Source organism: Castellaniella denitrificans, assembly GCF_042653765.1.
GTDB classification, from domain to species: domain Bacteria; phylum Pseudomonadota; class Gammaproteobacteria; order Burkholderiales; family Burkholderiaceae_B; genus Castellaniella; species Castellaniella denitrificans.
Map to the genome: position 1 here is coordinate 160,693 of NZ_JBHSEZ010000006.1, position 12,778 is coordinate 173,470.

12 protein-coding genes are annotated in these 12,778 nt (G+C 71.6%); 8 read left to right on the plus strand and 4 right to left on the minus strand.

What is annotated here, in order from left to right:
• Positions 1-16: 16 nt before the first annotated feature.
• The 3 genes from ACFO27_RS09365 to ACFO27_RS09375 form a co-directional block, all read right to left on the minus strand.
• The gene (locus ACFO27_RS09365) at positions 17-2,452 is read right to left on the minus strand and encodes a TonB-dependent siderophore receptor (RefSeq protein ID WP_376817110.1); all 2,436 of its coding nucleotides are present in this window, start codon (positions 2,450-2,452) and stop codon (positions 17-19) included.
• Between the two features lie 106 nt (positions 2,453-2,558).
• The gene (locus tag ACFO27_RS09370; RefSeq protein WP_376817111.1) at positions 2,559-3,410 is read right to left on the minus strand and encodes a FecR family protein; all 852 of its coding nucleotides are present in this window, start codon (positions 3,408-3,410) and stop codon (positions 2,559-2,561) included.
• A gap of 14 nt (positions 3,411-3,424) precedes the next feature.
• A complete protein-coding gene (locus tag ACFO27_RS09375; RefSeq protein WP_376817112.1) occupies positions 3,425-3,934 on the minus strand; it encodes an RNA polymerase sigma factor in 510 nt (169 codons plus the stop codon).
• A gap of 205 nt (positions 3,935-4,139) precedes the next feature.
• Between ACFO27_RS09375 and ACFO27_RS09380 the strand changes: the two genes are divergently transcribed.
• Positions 4,140-4,511, plus strand: a complete 372-nt coding sequence (locus ACFO27_RS09380; protein ID WP_376817113.1) for a DUF3597 domain-containing protein — start codon at positions 4,140-4,142, stop codon at positions 4,509-4,511.
• Between the two features lie 66 nt (positions 4,512-4,577).
• On the plus strand, positions 4,578-5,168 hold the full coding sequence (locus tag ACFO27_RS09385) for a DUF937 domain-containing protein (protein ID WP_376817114.1): 591 nt from the start codon (positions 4,578-4,580) through the stop codon (positions 5,166-5,168).
• 71 nt (positions 5,169-5,239) lie between these two features.
• On the opposite strand, the gene ACFO27_RS09390 is transcribed toward ACFO27_RS09385, so the two are convergent.
• Entirely contained in the window at positions 5,240-6,091 is an 852-nt protein-coding gene (locus tag ACFO27_RS09390; RefSeq protein ID WP_376817115.1) for a serine aminopeptidase domain-containing protein, read from the minus strand.
• 111 nt (positions 6,092-6,202) lie between these two features.
• Between ACFO27_RS09390 and ACFO27_RS09395 the strand changes: the two genes are divergently transcribed.
• Genes ACFO27_RS09395 through ACFO27_RS09420 form a run of 6 tightly spaced genes read left to right on the plus strand, consistent with a single transcriptional unit; the run spans position 6,203 to position 12,773 of the window.
• Positions 6,203-7,258: a FecCD family ABC transporter permease gene (locus tag ACFO27_RS09395; RefSeq protein ID WP_376817116.1), complete on the plus strand. Its 1,056-nt coding sequence runs from the start codon at positions 6,203-6,205 to the stop codon at positions 7,256-7,258.
• 16 nt (positions 7,259-7,274) lie between these two features.
• Positions 7,275-8,060: an ABC transporter ATP-binding protein gene (locus ACFO27_RS09400; protein WP_376817117.1), complete on the plus strand. Its 786-nt coding sequence runs from the start codon at positions 7,275-7,277 to the stop codon at positions 8,058-8,060.
• A gap of 21 nt (positions 8,061-8,081) precedes the next feature.
• Positions 8,082-9,227: an ABC transporter substrate-binding protein gene (locus ACFO27_RS09405; protein ID WP_376817118.1), complete on the plus strand. Its 1,146-nt coding sequence runs from the start codon at positions 8,082-8,084 to the stop codon at positions 9,225-9,227.
• Positions 9,224-10,129, plus strand: coding sequence for an alpha/beta hydrolase (locus ACFO27_RS09410; protein ID WP_376817119.1), 906 nt, complete (start codon positions 9,224-9,226; stop codon positions 10,127-10,129). The genes ACFO27_RS09405 and ACFO27_RS09410 overlap by 4 nt, the downstream gene beginning before the upstream one ends.
• Before the next feature lie 39 nt (positions 10,130-10,168).
• Positions 10,169-10,984: a 4'-phosphopantetheinyl transferase family protein gene (locus ACFO27_RS09415; protein ID WP_376817120.1), complete on the plus strand. Its 816-nt coding sequence runs from the start codon at positions 10,169-10,171 to the stop codon at positions 10,982-10,984.
• Positions 10,985-11,039: 55 nt separating this feature from the next.
• Positions 11,040-12,773 carry a (2,3-dihydroxybenzoyl)adenylate synthase gene (locus ACFO27_RS09420; RefSeq protein WP_376817121.1) on the plus strand — a complete coding sequence of 578 codons (1,734 nt, stop codon included), beginning with the start codon at positions 11,040-11,042 and terminating at the stop codon, positions 12,771-12,773.
• The last annotated feature ends 5 nt before the right edge of the window (positions 12,774-12,778 follow it).

Below are 12,778 nucleotides of genomic sequence, written 5' to 3' on the forward strand. Positions count from 1 at the left end.
TCGGCGGCCCGGGGCCTCAGAAACGCATGTCCAGGCCGAGCCGGAAGGCGCGCGGCGCGCCGTAGTAGGTCGAGCCCGGATCGGGGTGGTAGTACTTGTCGAACACGTTGTAGACGTTCAGGCGGGCGGAAACATCGCGGCTGATCTGGTAGCGCGCCATCAGGTCCACCACGGCGTAGGCGTCCTGCTCGACGTTCTTGCCGGAAACCTCGGTGTAGGCGCGGCTCTGCCAGCGCACGCCGCCGCCCACCGTCAGGCCCTGGCCGATGCCGGGCCAGCGGTAGCTGGTGAACAGCTTGGCGGTGTTCTGCGGCACGTTCGTATTCAACGTGACGCGATCCCGGTCCTGGGACAGGGCGCGGGTGAAGCTGGCGGCCACCTGCCAGTTCGGCAGCACTTCGCCGGACGCCTCCAGGTCGATGCCCCGGGTGGTGGTGCCGGAGACGGCCTCGTAGGCCTGGCCGCCGGTGGGCGTCATGACACCCGGCAGGGCCACGGCGAAATTGTCCTGCTGCACGCGGAACAGGGCCGCCGACACGTTCAACCCGCCGTCCAGCAACTCGCCCTTGGCGCCGACCTCGTAGCTGCGGCCCAGCAGGGGGTCCAGGTAATTTCCGCTGGGGTCCTGATTGTTCTGCGGCTTGAAGATGTCCGTGTAGCTGGCGTAGACGGACCACTCGTCGCTCAGGTCGTAGACGATGCCGGCGTAGGGCGTGAGCTGGTCCGACTCATGGCGGTCCAGATGCGTCGCGCTGCCATCGTAATAATGCGTGTCCTTGATGTTCTCCCAGCTGGTGACGCGGCCGCCGATGATCAGCGACAGGCGGTCGGTGGGCTTGAAGCGCGCCGTGGCGTAGGCGCTGGTCAGGTTCTCGCGGTTGACGGCGTCTCCAATCGCGGGATTGAAGGGCTCGACCGGCGTCTGGCCGTTCCAGGTGTAGATGTCGTCGATCGCCGGCATGAACCAGCCCGCGCCGTCCGGCGACTGATACGGCGACGATTCGTCGCGCATGCGGGACACCGTGGCGCCGACCACCAGCTCGTGCTCCCGGCCCAGCAGGGAAAAGGGGCCCGTGGCATACACGTCCAGGGAATTCTGGACCGGCTTGCCCGCCCAGCGGCCCACGTGGATTTTGGTCCCCGCGCCTGTGGCGCGGTCGACGCTGCCGCTCGTGGCGTATCCGGACGCGGTCAATTCGTCGTAGCGGTAGGAACTGCGTTCCAGCGTGCCCTTGACCTTCCAGCCGCCCTCGAAACGATGCTCCAGCGAGGCGAACCAGGTCTGGGTATGGCGTCGGGAATAGGCCCAGCTGGCGGCGGCGGATTTGGTACGGTCCCAGTCCACGCGCCCGCCGTCGGTATAGAACATCGGCAGCCCGAGCCGTGCATGGCCGGTGGCGTCCTGGTTCTGGTACAGGAAGCCCAGGGTGGCCAGGGTGTTGGGGCTCAGATCGGCCTCGACGATGCCGTACAAAGTCTTGCCGCGTTCCTGCAGCCGCTCCACCCAGGAACCGTTCTTCTGCCAGGCCGCAACCAGCCGGCCGCGCACGGTGCCCGCCTCGTTCAGGGGCGTGGACACGTCCGCCTCGGTCCGATACAGGTCCCAGGAGCCGGTCTCGACGCTGGCGCGCGCCTGGAACTCGCGTGTGGGCCGCTTGCGGATCAGGTTGATCGTCGCGCCGGGCGCGCCCACGCCGCTCATCAGGCCATTGGCGCCCCGGATCACCTCGACGCGGTCATAGGGCGCCATGTCGGCGGTCTGGAAAATGCCGCTGTAGCCGCTATTGACCAGGTTGACCCCGTCGATCTGATAATTCTGCACCTCGAAGCCGCGGGCGTAGATCGGGCTGGAATCCCCGCCCCGGTTGCCGCCGGATTTCATCACCAGGCCCGGCGTGTTGTCCACCACGTCGGCCAGTTGCGTCAGGCCCTGGTCGTCCATGCGCTGGCGCGTGATGACGCTGACCGATTGCGGGGTCTCGCGCACCGACAGGTTCAGGCGCGTGGAGGTGTTGCTGGCCTGCGCGGCGTAGGATCCGGTGCCTTCCGTAACCGGGTCCAGCGCGCCGCGCACGACGACCGGCTGCAGCACCCGTGCGTCGCCGCCCGCGTCCTCGCCCCGGCGCACGACCGTATAGCGGTTCGGCCCGGTCATCCGGGCTTCCAGCCCGGAGCCGCGCAGCAGCCGTTCCAGCGCCTGCGGCGCGGAATAGTTCCCCCGCAGGGCCGGCGCCCGGCGCCCTTCGGCCAGCGCGGTCGGGAAGATCACCTGCAGGCCGGTGCGCGCGGCCAGCGCATTGAGCGCCTGGTCCAGCGGCTGGGCGGGCAAGTCCAGCGCGATCACGGCTGTCTGGGCCCAGACAGTGGCCTGGCCGCAGGCCAGGCCACCCGCCGCCAGGGCCGCGGACAGCACCGCCGCGGCCCTGCGCCGGGATCTCGTGGAATTCGCCATCGTATTTCCTCCCTGTATCAATAATGAGATTGAGAATTGATCAAATCAGGAGTGATGACGATCCGGCGCGGTCCGACATGGACATCGCGTCACGAATTTTTACGATTCAGCGGGAGGAGACCAGGACGGCGCCGTCCGGACGGCGCTCGACGCGCAGGGGCAGGATGGCGGGCAGGCTGTCGATGAGCGACTCGATGTCCCGGATGCGGTATTCGCCCGACAGGCGCGGTTCGGGGCCGGAGACGGGCCCTCCGACCCAGCGGACGGGCGCGGCGCGGTAATGGCCGAGCAGCGCCAGCACTTCGGACAGGGGCGTGCCGTCGAACCGCAGCCGGCCCTCGCGCCAGGCGGTCTCGCGCTCCAGCCCGGCCACGCTGGCGGGCAGCGGACGCAGCGTCCCGATATCCATCGCCTGTCCGGCGCCCAGTTCCGCCCGGCCGGCCGGACCCGAGACCTCCACCCGGCCTTCCAGCACGGCCACCTGGGCGTCAGCGCCCGCGCGCCGCACGCGGAAAACGGTGCCGATGTCGCGGATCACCGTGTCGCCCACGTGGACGCGCAGCGGCCGCCAGTTCGCGGCCACGTCCAGCACGGCCTGTCCCGCGTTCAGATACAGGTCGCGGGACCGCAGCCGCAGCCGCATCGTCAGGGACGAGCGACTGTCGAGCGCGACCACCGTGCCGTCGTGCGCCGTCCAGGCGCGCGGCACGCCCGCCGCCACGACCACGGTGCGTTCCTTCAGCACCGGGTTCCAGGCCCACAGGCCCGCGCACAGCGCCACGCAGACCGCCGCCGAGCCCTGGCGCCGCCGCAACCGGCGCCGTGCCGACTGCGCCTTGGCCTCGCGCAGGATTTCCTCGCGCGAGGGCAGGCGGGCCCGCAGGGCGTCCTCGAACGGCATGAAGGGGTCGGCGGGCGCGGCATCCGCCTGGAGTGGACGCCCGGGAGCCGGAGGCATGCGCGGATCGGGCATCAGGGGATCCACTGCTCGCGGATGCGCCGGACCGCCTGCGCGTAATGCTTGGCGACGGCATTGAGGGAAAGGTCCAGCTCGCCGGCGATCGCCGACTGGGGCATGCCGTACAGGCGATGCAGGATGAAGACCTGCCGGGCCCGATCGGGCAGGGCGAGGATCACGGCGGCGAGCGCGTCCGTCGCCTGCATCCCGCGCAGATGGGTGGCCGCGTCCTCGTGGTCGGCCTGGATCGTGCGGCCCGCCAGCGTCTCGGCCAGGCGGGCGCGCACGGCGTCGCCGCGGCGCCGGTCGATCGCGCGATTGCGCAGCACGCGGCGCAGGAAGGCCAGCGGTTCGCGCACCCCGGCGGGCTCGGGCCGGTCCAGCAGGTCGGCGCAGACCTCATGCACCACGTCGCGCGCGAAATCGGCGTCGCCGAAGCGGCGGCCGACGTACCCGACCAGATCGTCGTAATGATGGGTCAGGCTGGCGACCAGGCCGCCCCTTCCCGGCTCGGTGGATTCCATGTGATGCCGTCCCTCCCGGGATATCCGGCGAACGTCTGCCGCATCCCGAAGAACGCGAATGAGAATGAATATTAATTGAGTACTATAGCATCTCGCGGCGAGGTTCCAGGCCATCGCGTCAAACAATGTCAAGGATCGCCCCGCCCCGCTCCGGAAATGATCCAATCCCTTGACCTTCATTTATCGAAACTTAAAGGAGATCGTCATGGGTCTGTTCAGCACCATCCTCGAAAAACTGGGCTTCGGCGGCGCGCAGGCCGCGCCGGCGCCCGACGCGTCCGCCCCCGCGGGCGCGCCGGCCGGGCAGGCGATTTCCATGGTGGACGTGGTGGGCCAGCTGGAGCAAAAGGCCGTCGCCAACCCCCAGAAACTGAACTGGAAGACTTCCATCGTCGACCTGATGAAGCTGCTGGACATGGACAGCGGCCTGGCTGCGCGCAAGGAGCTGGCCACCGAACTGGGCTGCCCGGCGGACAAGATGGGCGACTCGGCGCAGATGAACATGTGGCTGCACAAGGCCGTGCTGGCCCGCCTGGCGGAAAACGGCGGCAACGTGCCGGCCGATCTGCTGGACTGATCCATCCCAATCCCAAGACCGGCCCGGCGGCGCGGCACGCCCGCCCGGCCGGCGCGGAGCCACATCATGCAAATCACGGACATCCTCGCCCTGGCGGGCGGACTGGCACCCATCGCCCGCCAGTTGGGCATCACGGAAACGCAGGCGGCCAGCGGCGCCCAGGCGCTGCTGCCGGCCGTGCTGGGCGGCTTTCAAAAGCAGGCGCAAGGCGCCGGCGGACTCGACACGCTGCTGTCCCAGCTGGGCGGCGCGGGCCTGCCGCGCTCGGCCGGCGACCTGGGGCCGGGCGACACGGACCGGGGCAATGACGTGCTGGGCCGGATATTCGGTTCAAAGGACGTCAGCCGCACGGTGGCCCAGCATGCGGCCGCGAACAGCGGACTGGACCCCGCGCTGCTGAAGCAGATGCTGCCCTTGCTGGCGGCGCTGGCGGCGGGGTTCATGTCCCGCATGAACGGCGGCGGCCAGGCGGCCCCGGCCTCGCCGATGGGCGGGCTGCTGGGTGGCCTGCTGGGCGGGTTGGGCGGCCAGGGCCAGGGCGGCGAGCAGTCCCCGGGCGGCCTGCTCGGCGGCCTGAACAGCCTGCTCGACGCCAACGGCGACGGCAATGCGCTGGACGACATCCTGCGCATGGCCGGCAAGGCGGGCCCGCGCTGAACGGCGGGATATGAGCGGCGGGCGTTCGCCGCCCCGTCACGCAACCCCGACCGGGTCGGCGGTCCACCGGCCTAGGCGCCGTTTTCCGCCAGCAGCCAGCGCCATCCGGGCATCAGGGCGTCGAGCGGCGCGGTCCGGTGGGTATGGCCGGGCAGCACGGCGCTGTCCAGGCGCAGGCCGGGGCACAGGGCCAGTTCCCCGGCCAGGCCCCGCATGCCGTCCACCATGGCGCGCGCCCGGCGCAGGGCCAGGCGGCGGACCCGCTCGTCCTCGTCGATGCCGGGACCACATTCCTCGGGCGCCAGGCCTTGTTCGTATTCCCCCACGGTCAGCCGGACGCCGAGCGCCGGCACGCCCCGGGCGCACAGCCACGGCCGGCGGCGGCGCAGCAGGCGGCCGGCGTAGCGGCCGCCCCACCAGACGGAAGGACTGGACAGCACATAGCCATCGAAGGCGCGCGGCCGGTGGGTCAGGACGTACAGGGCGAACAGGGCGCCCAGGGAATGACCGCACAGGACCTGGCGGCGCGGGTCCAGGCGCCAGTCGCCGCCGACCCGTTCGCGCACCCGGCCCAGGACGCGCAGCCAGCGGGCGGCCCCCGATCGCATGCCGGGCGGCACCGCCGCGGCAGCCGCGCCGCCATCGGCCGCGCCGGGCCCCGGTCCCGCCGGGCGCCCCGCGCTGCGCGCCCCCCAACCCGCCGGCACATAATCCCAGCGCCGGTCTTCAGGCCTGCCCGGCCCCAGGCCCACCAGCAGGCCGGGCAGGCCCGCCGGGTCGGCGCGCATCGATTCGAACTGCTTGAGATCCAGCACGTAGGCCACGGGCCAGCCGTCCGCCGGCATCAGGCCAGGCGGCACGGCGACGCGCGCGGCGCAGGCGCGGCCATCCTCCAGGGGCAGTTCGAAGGCAAGCGAAGTCATGTTCCACTATACTGGCGAGGCCGTAAACGGTTCTCATTCTATACACTCATTCATCCGCTTACCCAGGCTCCGCGCCCGCCGCCCCGCGCGACGGTCCGCCGCCTCTTTCACATGGACGCCACGCTGACGACTTCCGCCCCGGTTCTGATGGATTACCGGCGCATGCTGCGCCGCCGCTGGCTGCTGGTCGCGCTGCTGTCGGCCATCATCCTGACCTCGATCCTGGCGGACTTCATGCTGGGGCCGTCGGGCCTGGGCTGGGCGGACCTGAGCCACGCGCTGTTCCACCCGGACCAGGCCGATCCGACCACCCGCGTCATCGTCTGGGACATCCGCCTGCCCTACGCCCTGATGGCGGTGGCGGTGGGACTGGCCCTGGGCCTGGCGGGCGGGGAAATGCAGACCATCCTGAACAATCCGCTGGCCAGCCCCTTCACCCTGGGGATTTCCTCGGCGGCGGCATTCGGGGCCTCGCTGGCCATCGTGCTGGGCCTGTCGCTGCCGGGCGTGCCGCAATCCTGGACCATCGCCGCCAACGCCTTCGTCTTCGCGCTGGTCTCGGCGCTGCTGCTGGACGCGGTGGCGCGCTGGGGCTCGATGAGCACGTCCGGGCTGGTGCTGTTCGGCATCGCGCTGGTGTTCTCCTTCAACGCGGCGGTGTCGCTGGTGCAGTTCGTCGCCAGCGCCGAGGCCCTGCAGGGCCTGGTGTTCTGGACCATGGGCAGCCTGGCGCGCTCCTCCTGGCCGAAGGTCGGCATCCTGTTGCTGGTCTTCGCCGCGCTGCTGCCGCTGTCGCTGCGCGACACCTGGAAGCTGACCGCGCTGCGCCTGGGCGAGGACCGCGCCGCGAGCTTCGGCATCGACGTGCCGCGCCTGCGGCTGACGGCGCTGGTGCGCATCAGCGTGCTGGCCGCGCTGGCCGTGTCCTTCGTCGGCACCATCGGCTTCGTCGGGCTGATCGCCCCGCACATCGCGCGCCGGCTGTTCGGCGAGGACCACCGCTTCTACCTGCCGGGCAGCGCCCTGGTGGGCGGGACGATCCTGTCGCTGGCCTCGATCGCCTCCAAGAACATCGTGCCCGGCATCATCGTGCCGGTGGGCATCGTCACCTCGCTGGTCGGGGTGCCGTTCTTCCTGGCGGTCGTGCTGCGCCGCCAAATGAAGTAGCCATGCGGAAATAACCATGCTGCAGATCCAGGACCTGTCGGTCGCCTACGGCCGCCGCCCCATCATCCGCGGTCTGTCCGCCGGACCGCTGCTGCCCGGCCAGGTGGTGTCCCTGCTGGGGCCCAACGGCAGCGGCAAGTCGACGCTGCTCAAGGCCCTGGCCGGCCTGCTGAAGGTCACGAACGGCCAGGTGATGCTGGACGGCCAGGACCTGACGAAGCTGTCATTCGAACGCCGCGCGCAGCGCGTGGTCTACCTGCCGCAATCCTTGCCGGCGGCCGTGCACCTGCGGGTCTTCGAATCCGTGATGGTGGCCGCGCGCGCCTCGGACCTGGATCCGCGCGCGCAGGACGCGAGCCCGCAGCGCATCCTGGACGTGCTCGGGCGCCTGGGCATCGAGCACCTGGCCATGCACTACCTGGACCAGCTCTCCGGCGGCCAGAAGCAACTGGTGGGCCTGGCCCAGGCGCTGATCCGCACGCCGCGCCTGCTGCTGCTGGACGAACCCCTGTCGGCCCTGGACCTGAACTTCCAGTGCCACGTGATGGACCTGCTGGCCCAGGAAACCCGCGAGCACGGCCTGACCACGCTGATCGTGCTGCACGACCTGAACATCGCCCTGCAGCGCAGCGACGAGGCCCTGCTCATCCGCGAAGGGGAACTGGTCGGCCATGGCCGGCCGGACCAGGTCGTCACGGCCGAATCCCTGGCCGATGTCTACCATGTCGACGCCCGCGTCGAAACCTGCTCGCGCGGGTTGTCCCACGTGCTGATCGACGGGCTCTGCGCCCCGGCCTCCTGAGCCTCTCCCGAGATGAGAACCATGCCCCGCCTCCTGAATTTCCTACGCGCCCTGCCTCTGGTCCTGGCCTGCCTGACCGGCGCGGCGACGGCCACTCCCATCCAGGTCACCGACATCCTGGGCCGCCAGGTCACCCTGCCCGCGCCCGCGCACCGCATCGTGCTGGCGCAGGCCCGGCATTTCCAGGTGCTGTCCCTGCTGGCGCCGGACCCGGCCGCCCTGCTGGCGGGCTGGTCCGACGAGCTGCGGACTTCGTTCGCACCGGACTACCAGGCCGCCCTGAAGCGCTTTCCCGCCCTGGCGCAGGTGCCGGTCGTGGGCCGCCACACGCCGGATTCGTTCTCGGTGGAACGCACGCTGGCCCTGCGCCCCGACCTGGTGGTCATGACCGCCTCGTTCGCCGGCCTGCGGCCCGGCCAGCCCGCCGGCGAATCGCCGCTGATCGGCCGTCTGGAGGCCGCCGGCGTGCCGGTGATCGTGATCGACTTCTTCATCCGGCCGATGGAAAACACCGTGCCCAGCCTGCGCGCCCTGGGGCAGGCCATCGGCCAGCCAGAACGCACCGAGGCCTTCATCGACTTCTACCAGCGGCACATGCGCGCCGTCGCCGAACGGCTGGCGGACCTGCCCGCGGACCGGCGCCCGCCGGTCTTCGTCCACGCGCACGCGGGCACCACGGATTGCTGCAGCTCGCCGGGCACGGGCACCTTCAACGAGATGATCACGTACGCGGGCGGCCACAACATCGGCGCCGACGTGCTGAAAAGCGCCACGGGCAAGCTGAACTTCGAATACATCAACGCGCGCGCGCCCCAGGTCTACGTCGCCACGGGCACCGGTTCGCAAAAAGGCACGGGCCTGGCGATCGGCGCGGGCGTGAGCGAAATCGACGCCCGCGCCAGCCTGGAACGAGTGATCGAATCCAACCGCCTGGGCGCGCTGCCCGCGGTACGCTCGGGCAACAGCCACGGCATCTGGCACGCCTTCAACGATTCGCCGCTGCACGTGGTCTTCATCGAGGCCCTGGCCCACTGGATCCACCCGGACCGCTTCGCCGACGTGGACCCGGCCGCGACGCTGCGCGAAATCAACGAACGGTTCCTGGCCGTCCCCCTGGAAGGCACCTATCTGGTCGACCTGAAGCCTGGGGCCGGGCCCGCCCGATGAGCCTGCGGGAAACCGCGCTGGCCGCGGGCACGCCCGATGCGCGCCGCCTGCGCCTGCACGTCCCGGCCGGCCGGCCGCCCCACGGCGGCTGGCCGCTGCTGGTCCTGCTGGACGGGGACTGGGTCTGGCCCCTGGACCCGCCGCCCGAAGGCGGCACGGCCTGCGCCGTGCTGATCCCGGGCCACGGCGGCAAGCACGGCCCCGTCCTGCCCCGGCTGGCCAGGCAGGGCGTGCCGGCCCAGGCCGGTTCCCAAGCGCAGGCCCTGGCGCGGCGCGCGCTGGATTTCACGCCGCCCGCGCCGGACGGCGGCCACTGGCCCGATCCACGCCGGCCCGAATGGCAGTGCGGCGGGGCGGACGCGTTCCTGGACGCACTGCTCGGGCCCATGCTGGACTGGGCGGAGGCCCAGGCGCCCCTGGATCCGGCCCGCCTGAGCCTGTACGGCCATTCCTACGGCGGCCTGTGCGCGCTCTACGCGCTGGTCCGGCACCCCGGCCGATTCGCCCATACGATCTGCGCCAGCCCCTCGCTCTGGTGGCACGACGGACGGATCGAGGCCTTGCTCGACGGACTGCCGCGCGCGCTGCCCTCCGGCCTCGACACCCCACGGGTCGGACCGGATGTGGGCGCGTCCGCGCCCCGCCCGCATCCGGCGGCGCCCCGGATCCGGCTGACGCTCATGGCCGGCACGGACGAGCGCTGGTATCCCCGGCCCCTCGATCCCGCGCATCCGCGCCGGCCGGCCGACGGCGTCCCGACCCTGCCCCGGCTGGAGGCGCTGCGCCGCAGCCTGGCGGACGTCCCCTGGCTGGACTGTACGCTGGAACGCCTGGACGGCATCCACCACGGCGACGCGCTGCGGGCCAGCGCGCGGCGGGCGGTGGCGCTCGCCGCCGCCTGACGCGCCCCGGACGGCGCCTTCCTCTGCCAGGACGAATCCATGAGCGCTCCGGATACCCCCGCCCCATACCAGTTGGTCCTGTCCAGGGGACTGCCGGACGAAGCCGGCGCCGCGCACCTGCGCCGGGACCTGCCCGAAGAAGAATGGCGCTGGATCACCCGCCTGCGCCGCCCCGACGACCGCCTGCGCAGCCTGATCGGCCGCGCCCTGGTCCGCCGCCTGCTGGGCCGGCGCCTGGATCTGGCGCCCGAGGACGTCCATCTGGACGCGGGACCGCGCGGCAAGCCGGTGCTGAGGAGCGGCGGTCCGGGCGGCGGCGCGCCCGAGTCCGGCGCGCGCCAGCCCCCCGCCTGGCATTTCAACATCGCGCACAGCGGCGACCTCGTCCTGGCGGGCATCGGACCGCGCCCGCTGGGCGTGGACGTGGAGCACTGCCCGGACAGCGTGGACGCGAACCTGTGGCGGCTGGTCGCCGGCGGTCCGCCGCCGGACCCGGTTCCCGGCGCATCCGCAACCGCGCCCGATCCCCTGGCCTTCTGCGCCCAGTGGGTCCGCCGCGAAGCCGTCCTCAAGGCCTGCGGCCTGGGACTGGCGGCCGAGCCCGGGGCGCTGCGGCTGGCGGATGCCCAAGAGGCCGACTGGACGCCGGTCTCGGGCCTGCCCGAAGCCGAGGGCCTGTGGGTGCGGCTGCTGTGGGCATCCCCGGAGCACTGCGCCGCCCTGTGCCTGCCGGGCATGGCGCCGGCCATGCCTTCCGCGTCCGCGCGCGGCCCCGCGCCTCACGATGCGCCATCCCCCGGCGCCTGGACGCTGCGGACGCTGGCGCTGGCCGACTGGGTCGACGAACAAAGCTGACGGCATAGACTATAATCATTCTCATTATCATGCTCAGAATGTTGACGCCTGAACCATGACGATGGCATCCATCCCACCCGCCCCCAGCCCCGCCGACGGCGCCGCCGCCGAACCGCCCCGTCCCGTCCAGGTCTGGCCCGACGAATTCGCCGCCCGCTACCGGGCGGCCGGCCACTGGCGCAATGAAACCTTCGGCACCTGGCTGCGCGAACGCGCCACGGCCCACCCCGACCGCCTGGCCGTGGTGGGCGGCGACCAGCGCTGGACCTACGCCGAGCTGGATCGCCGCGCCAGCGCCCTGGCGGCCGGATTCCTGCAAGCCGGGCTGCGCCAGGGCGACCGCGTGCTGGTGCACCTGCCCAACATCCCCGACTTCATCGCCGTGGTGATGGGCCTGTTCCGCGCCGGCCTGATCCCGGTCTACGCCCTGCCCGCGCACCGCATCACGGAAATCGAGCACTTCGCCCGGGGATCGGGCGCGCGCGCCTACGTGGCCGCCGCCGCGCACGCCGGCTTCGACTACACGGCGCTGGCGCGCGAACTCCAGGACCGCCAGCCGCGCGTCGCACATGTCTGGATCGCCGCGCCCGCCGGCGCCACGGCGCAAGACGCGGCCGTCCCGGCCGATCCGTTCCCGCGCCTGGACGCGCTCTACGCCACGAACGGCGCCGCCGTCCCGGCCAGCGTCTCGCAAGGCGGGGACGTCGCCTTTCTGCAGATCTCCGGCGGCAGCACGGGGCTGTCCAAGCTGATCCCGCGCACGCACGACGACTACATCTACACCCTGCGCGAATCCGCCCGCATCTGCGGGCTGGACGCGGACACCGTCTTCCTGGGCGCGCTGCCGATCGCGCACAACTTCCCCATGAGCTCGCCGGGCTTCCTGGGCACGCTGTACGCGGGCGGCCGCGTGGTGCTCGCCCCCTCGCCCGATCCGGAATCGTGCTTCGCCCTGGTCGAGCGCGAACACGTCACGGTCACCAGCCTGGTGCCGCCGCTGCTGCTGCAATGGCTGGACCGCGCGCCCGCCTCGGGACGCGACCTGGGCAGCCTGCGCGCCATCCAGGTGGGCGGCGCCAAGCTGTCGGCCGAGATCGCCCGCCGCGTACGCCCCACCCTGGGCGCCACGCTGCAGCAGGTCTTCGGCATGGCCGAAGGGCTGGTGAACTACACCCGCCTGGACGACCCGGAAGAGCTCATCATCCACACCCAGGGCCGTCCCATCAGCCCCGACGACGAGATCCTGATCCTCGACGACGAGGGCCGGCCGGTCGCGCCGGGCCAGGCGGGCCACCTGCTGACGCGCGGCCCCTACACGATCCGCGCCTATCACGACAATCCGTCGGCCAACGCGCGCTCCTTCACCGAGGACGGCTACTACCGCACCGGCGACGTGGTGCGCATGACCCCCGAAGGCTACCTGGAGGTCCAGGGCCGCGCGGGCGACCACATCAACCGCGCCGGCGAAAAGATCTCCGCCGAGGAGATCGAGGACCACCTGCTGTCGCACCCGCGGGTCTTCGACGCCGCCGTGGTGTCCGTGCCGGACGAATACCTGGGCGAGCGCAGCTGCGCCTTCATCATCCCCAAGGGCGAGCGGCCGCGCCCGGCGGACCTGAAGCGCTGGATCCGCACGCGCGGCATCGCCGACTTCAAGGTCCCCGACCAGATCGTGTTCGTGGACGCATTCGCATCCACCGCCGCCCTGAAGATCAGCCGCAAGGCCCTGCGCGCCCAGTTGCGCGCCCAATTGCTGGAACAGGAACAGCAGGAACGCGCCGCGCAGTGAGCCCG

What these genes read in the sequence shown, in the direction of transcription:
- ACFO27_RS09365 (WP_376817110.1), bottom strand. Translation starts at nt 2,452, where the DNA reads ATGGCGAATTCCACGAGATCCCGGCGCAGGGCCGCGGCGGTGCTGTCC.
- ACFO27_RS09370 (WP_376817111.1), bottom strand. Translation starts at nt 3,410, where the DNA reads ATGCCTCCGGCTCCCGGGCGTCCACTCCAGGCGGATGCCGCGCCCGCC.
- ACFO27_RS09375 (WP_376817112.1), bottom strand. Translation starts at nt 3,934, where the DNA reads ATGGAATCCACCGAGCCGGGAAGGGGCGGCCTGGTCGCCAGCCTGACC.
- ACFO27_RS09380 (WP_376817113.1), top strand. Translation starts at nt 4,140, where the DNA reads ATGGGTCTGTTCAGCACCATCCTCGAAAAACTGGGCTTCGGCGGCGCG.
- ACFO27_RS09385 (WP_376817114.1), top strand. Translation starts at nt 4,578, where the DNA reads ATGCAAATCACGGACATCCTCGCCCTGGCGGGCGGACTGGCACCCATC.
- ACFO27_RS09390 (WP_376817115.1), bottom strand. Translation starts at nt 6,091, where the DNA reads ATGACTTCGCTTGCCTTCGAACTGCCCCTGGAGGATGGCCGCGCCTGC.
- ACFO27_RS09395 (WP_376817116.1), top strand. Translation starts at nt 6,203, where the DNA reads ATGGACGCCACGCTGACGACTTCCGCCCCGGTTCTGATGGATTACCGG.
- ACFO27_RS09400 (WP_376817117.1), top strand. Translation starts at nt 7,275, where the DNA reads ATGCTGCAGATCCAGGACCTGTCGGTCGCCTACGGCCGCCGCCCCATC.
- ACFO27_RS09405 (WP_376817118.1), top strand. Translation starts at nt 8,082, where the DNA reads ATGCCCCGCCTCCTGAATTTCCTACGCGCCCTGCCTCTGGTCCTGGCC.
- ACFO27_RS09410 (WP_376817119.1), top strand. Translation starts at nt 9,224, where the DNA reads ATGAGCCTGCGGGAAACCGCGCTGGCCGCGGGCACGCCCGATGCGCGC.
- ACFO27_RS09415 (WP_376817120.1), top strand. Translation starts at nt 10,169, where the DNA reads ATGAGCGCTCCGGATACCCCCGCCCCATACCAGTTGGTCCTGTCCAGG.
- ACFO27_RS09420 (WP_376817121.1), top strand. Translation starts at nt 11,040, where the DNA reads ATGACGATGGCATCCATCCCACCCGCCCCCAGCCCCGCCGACGGCGCC.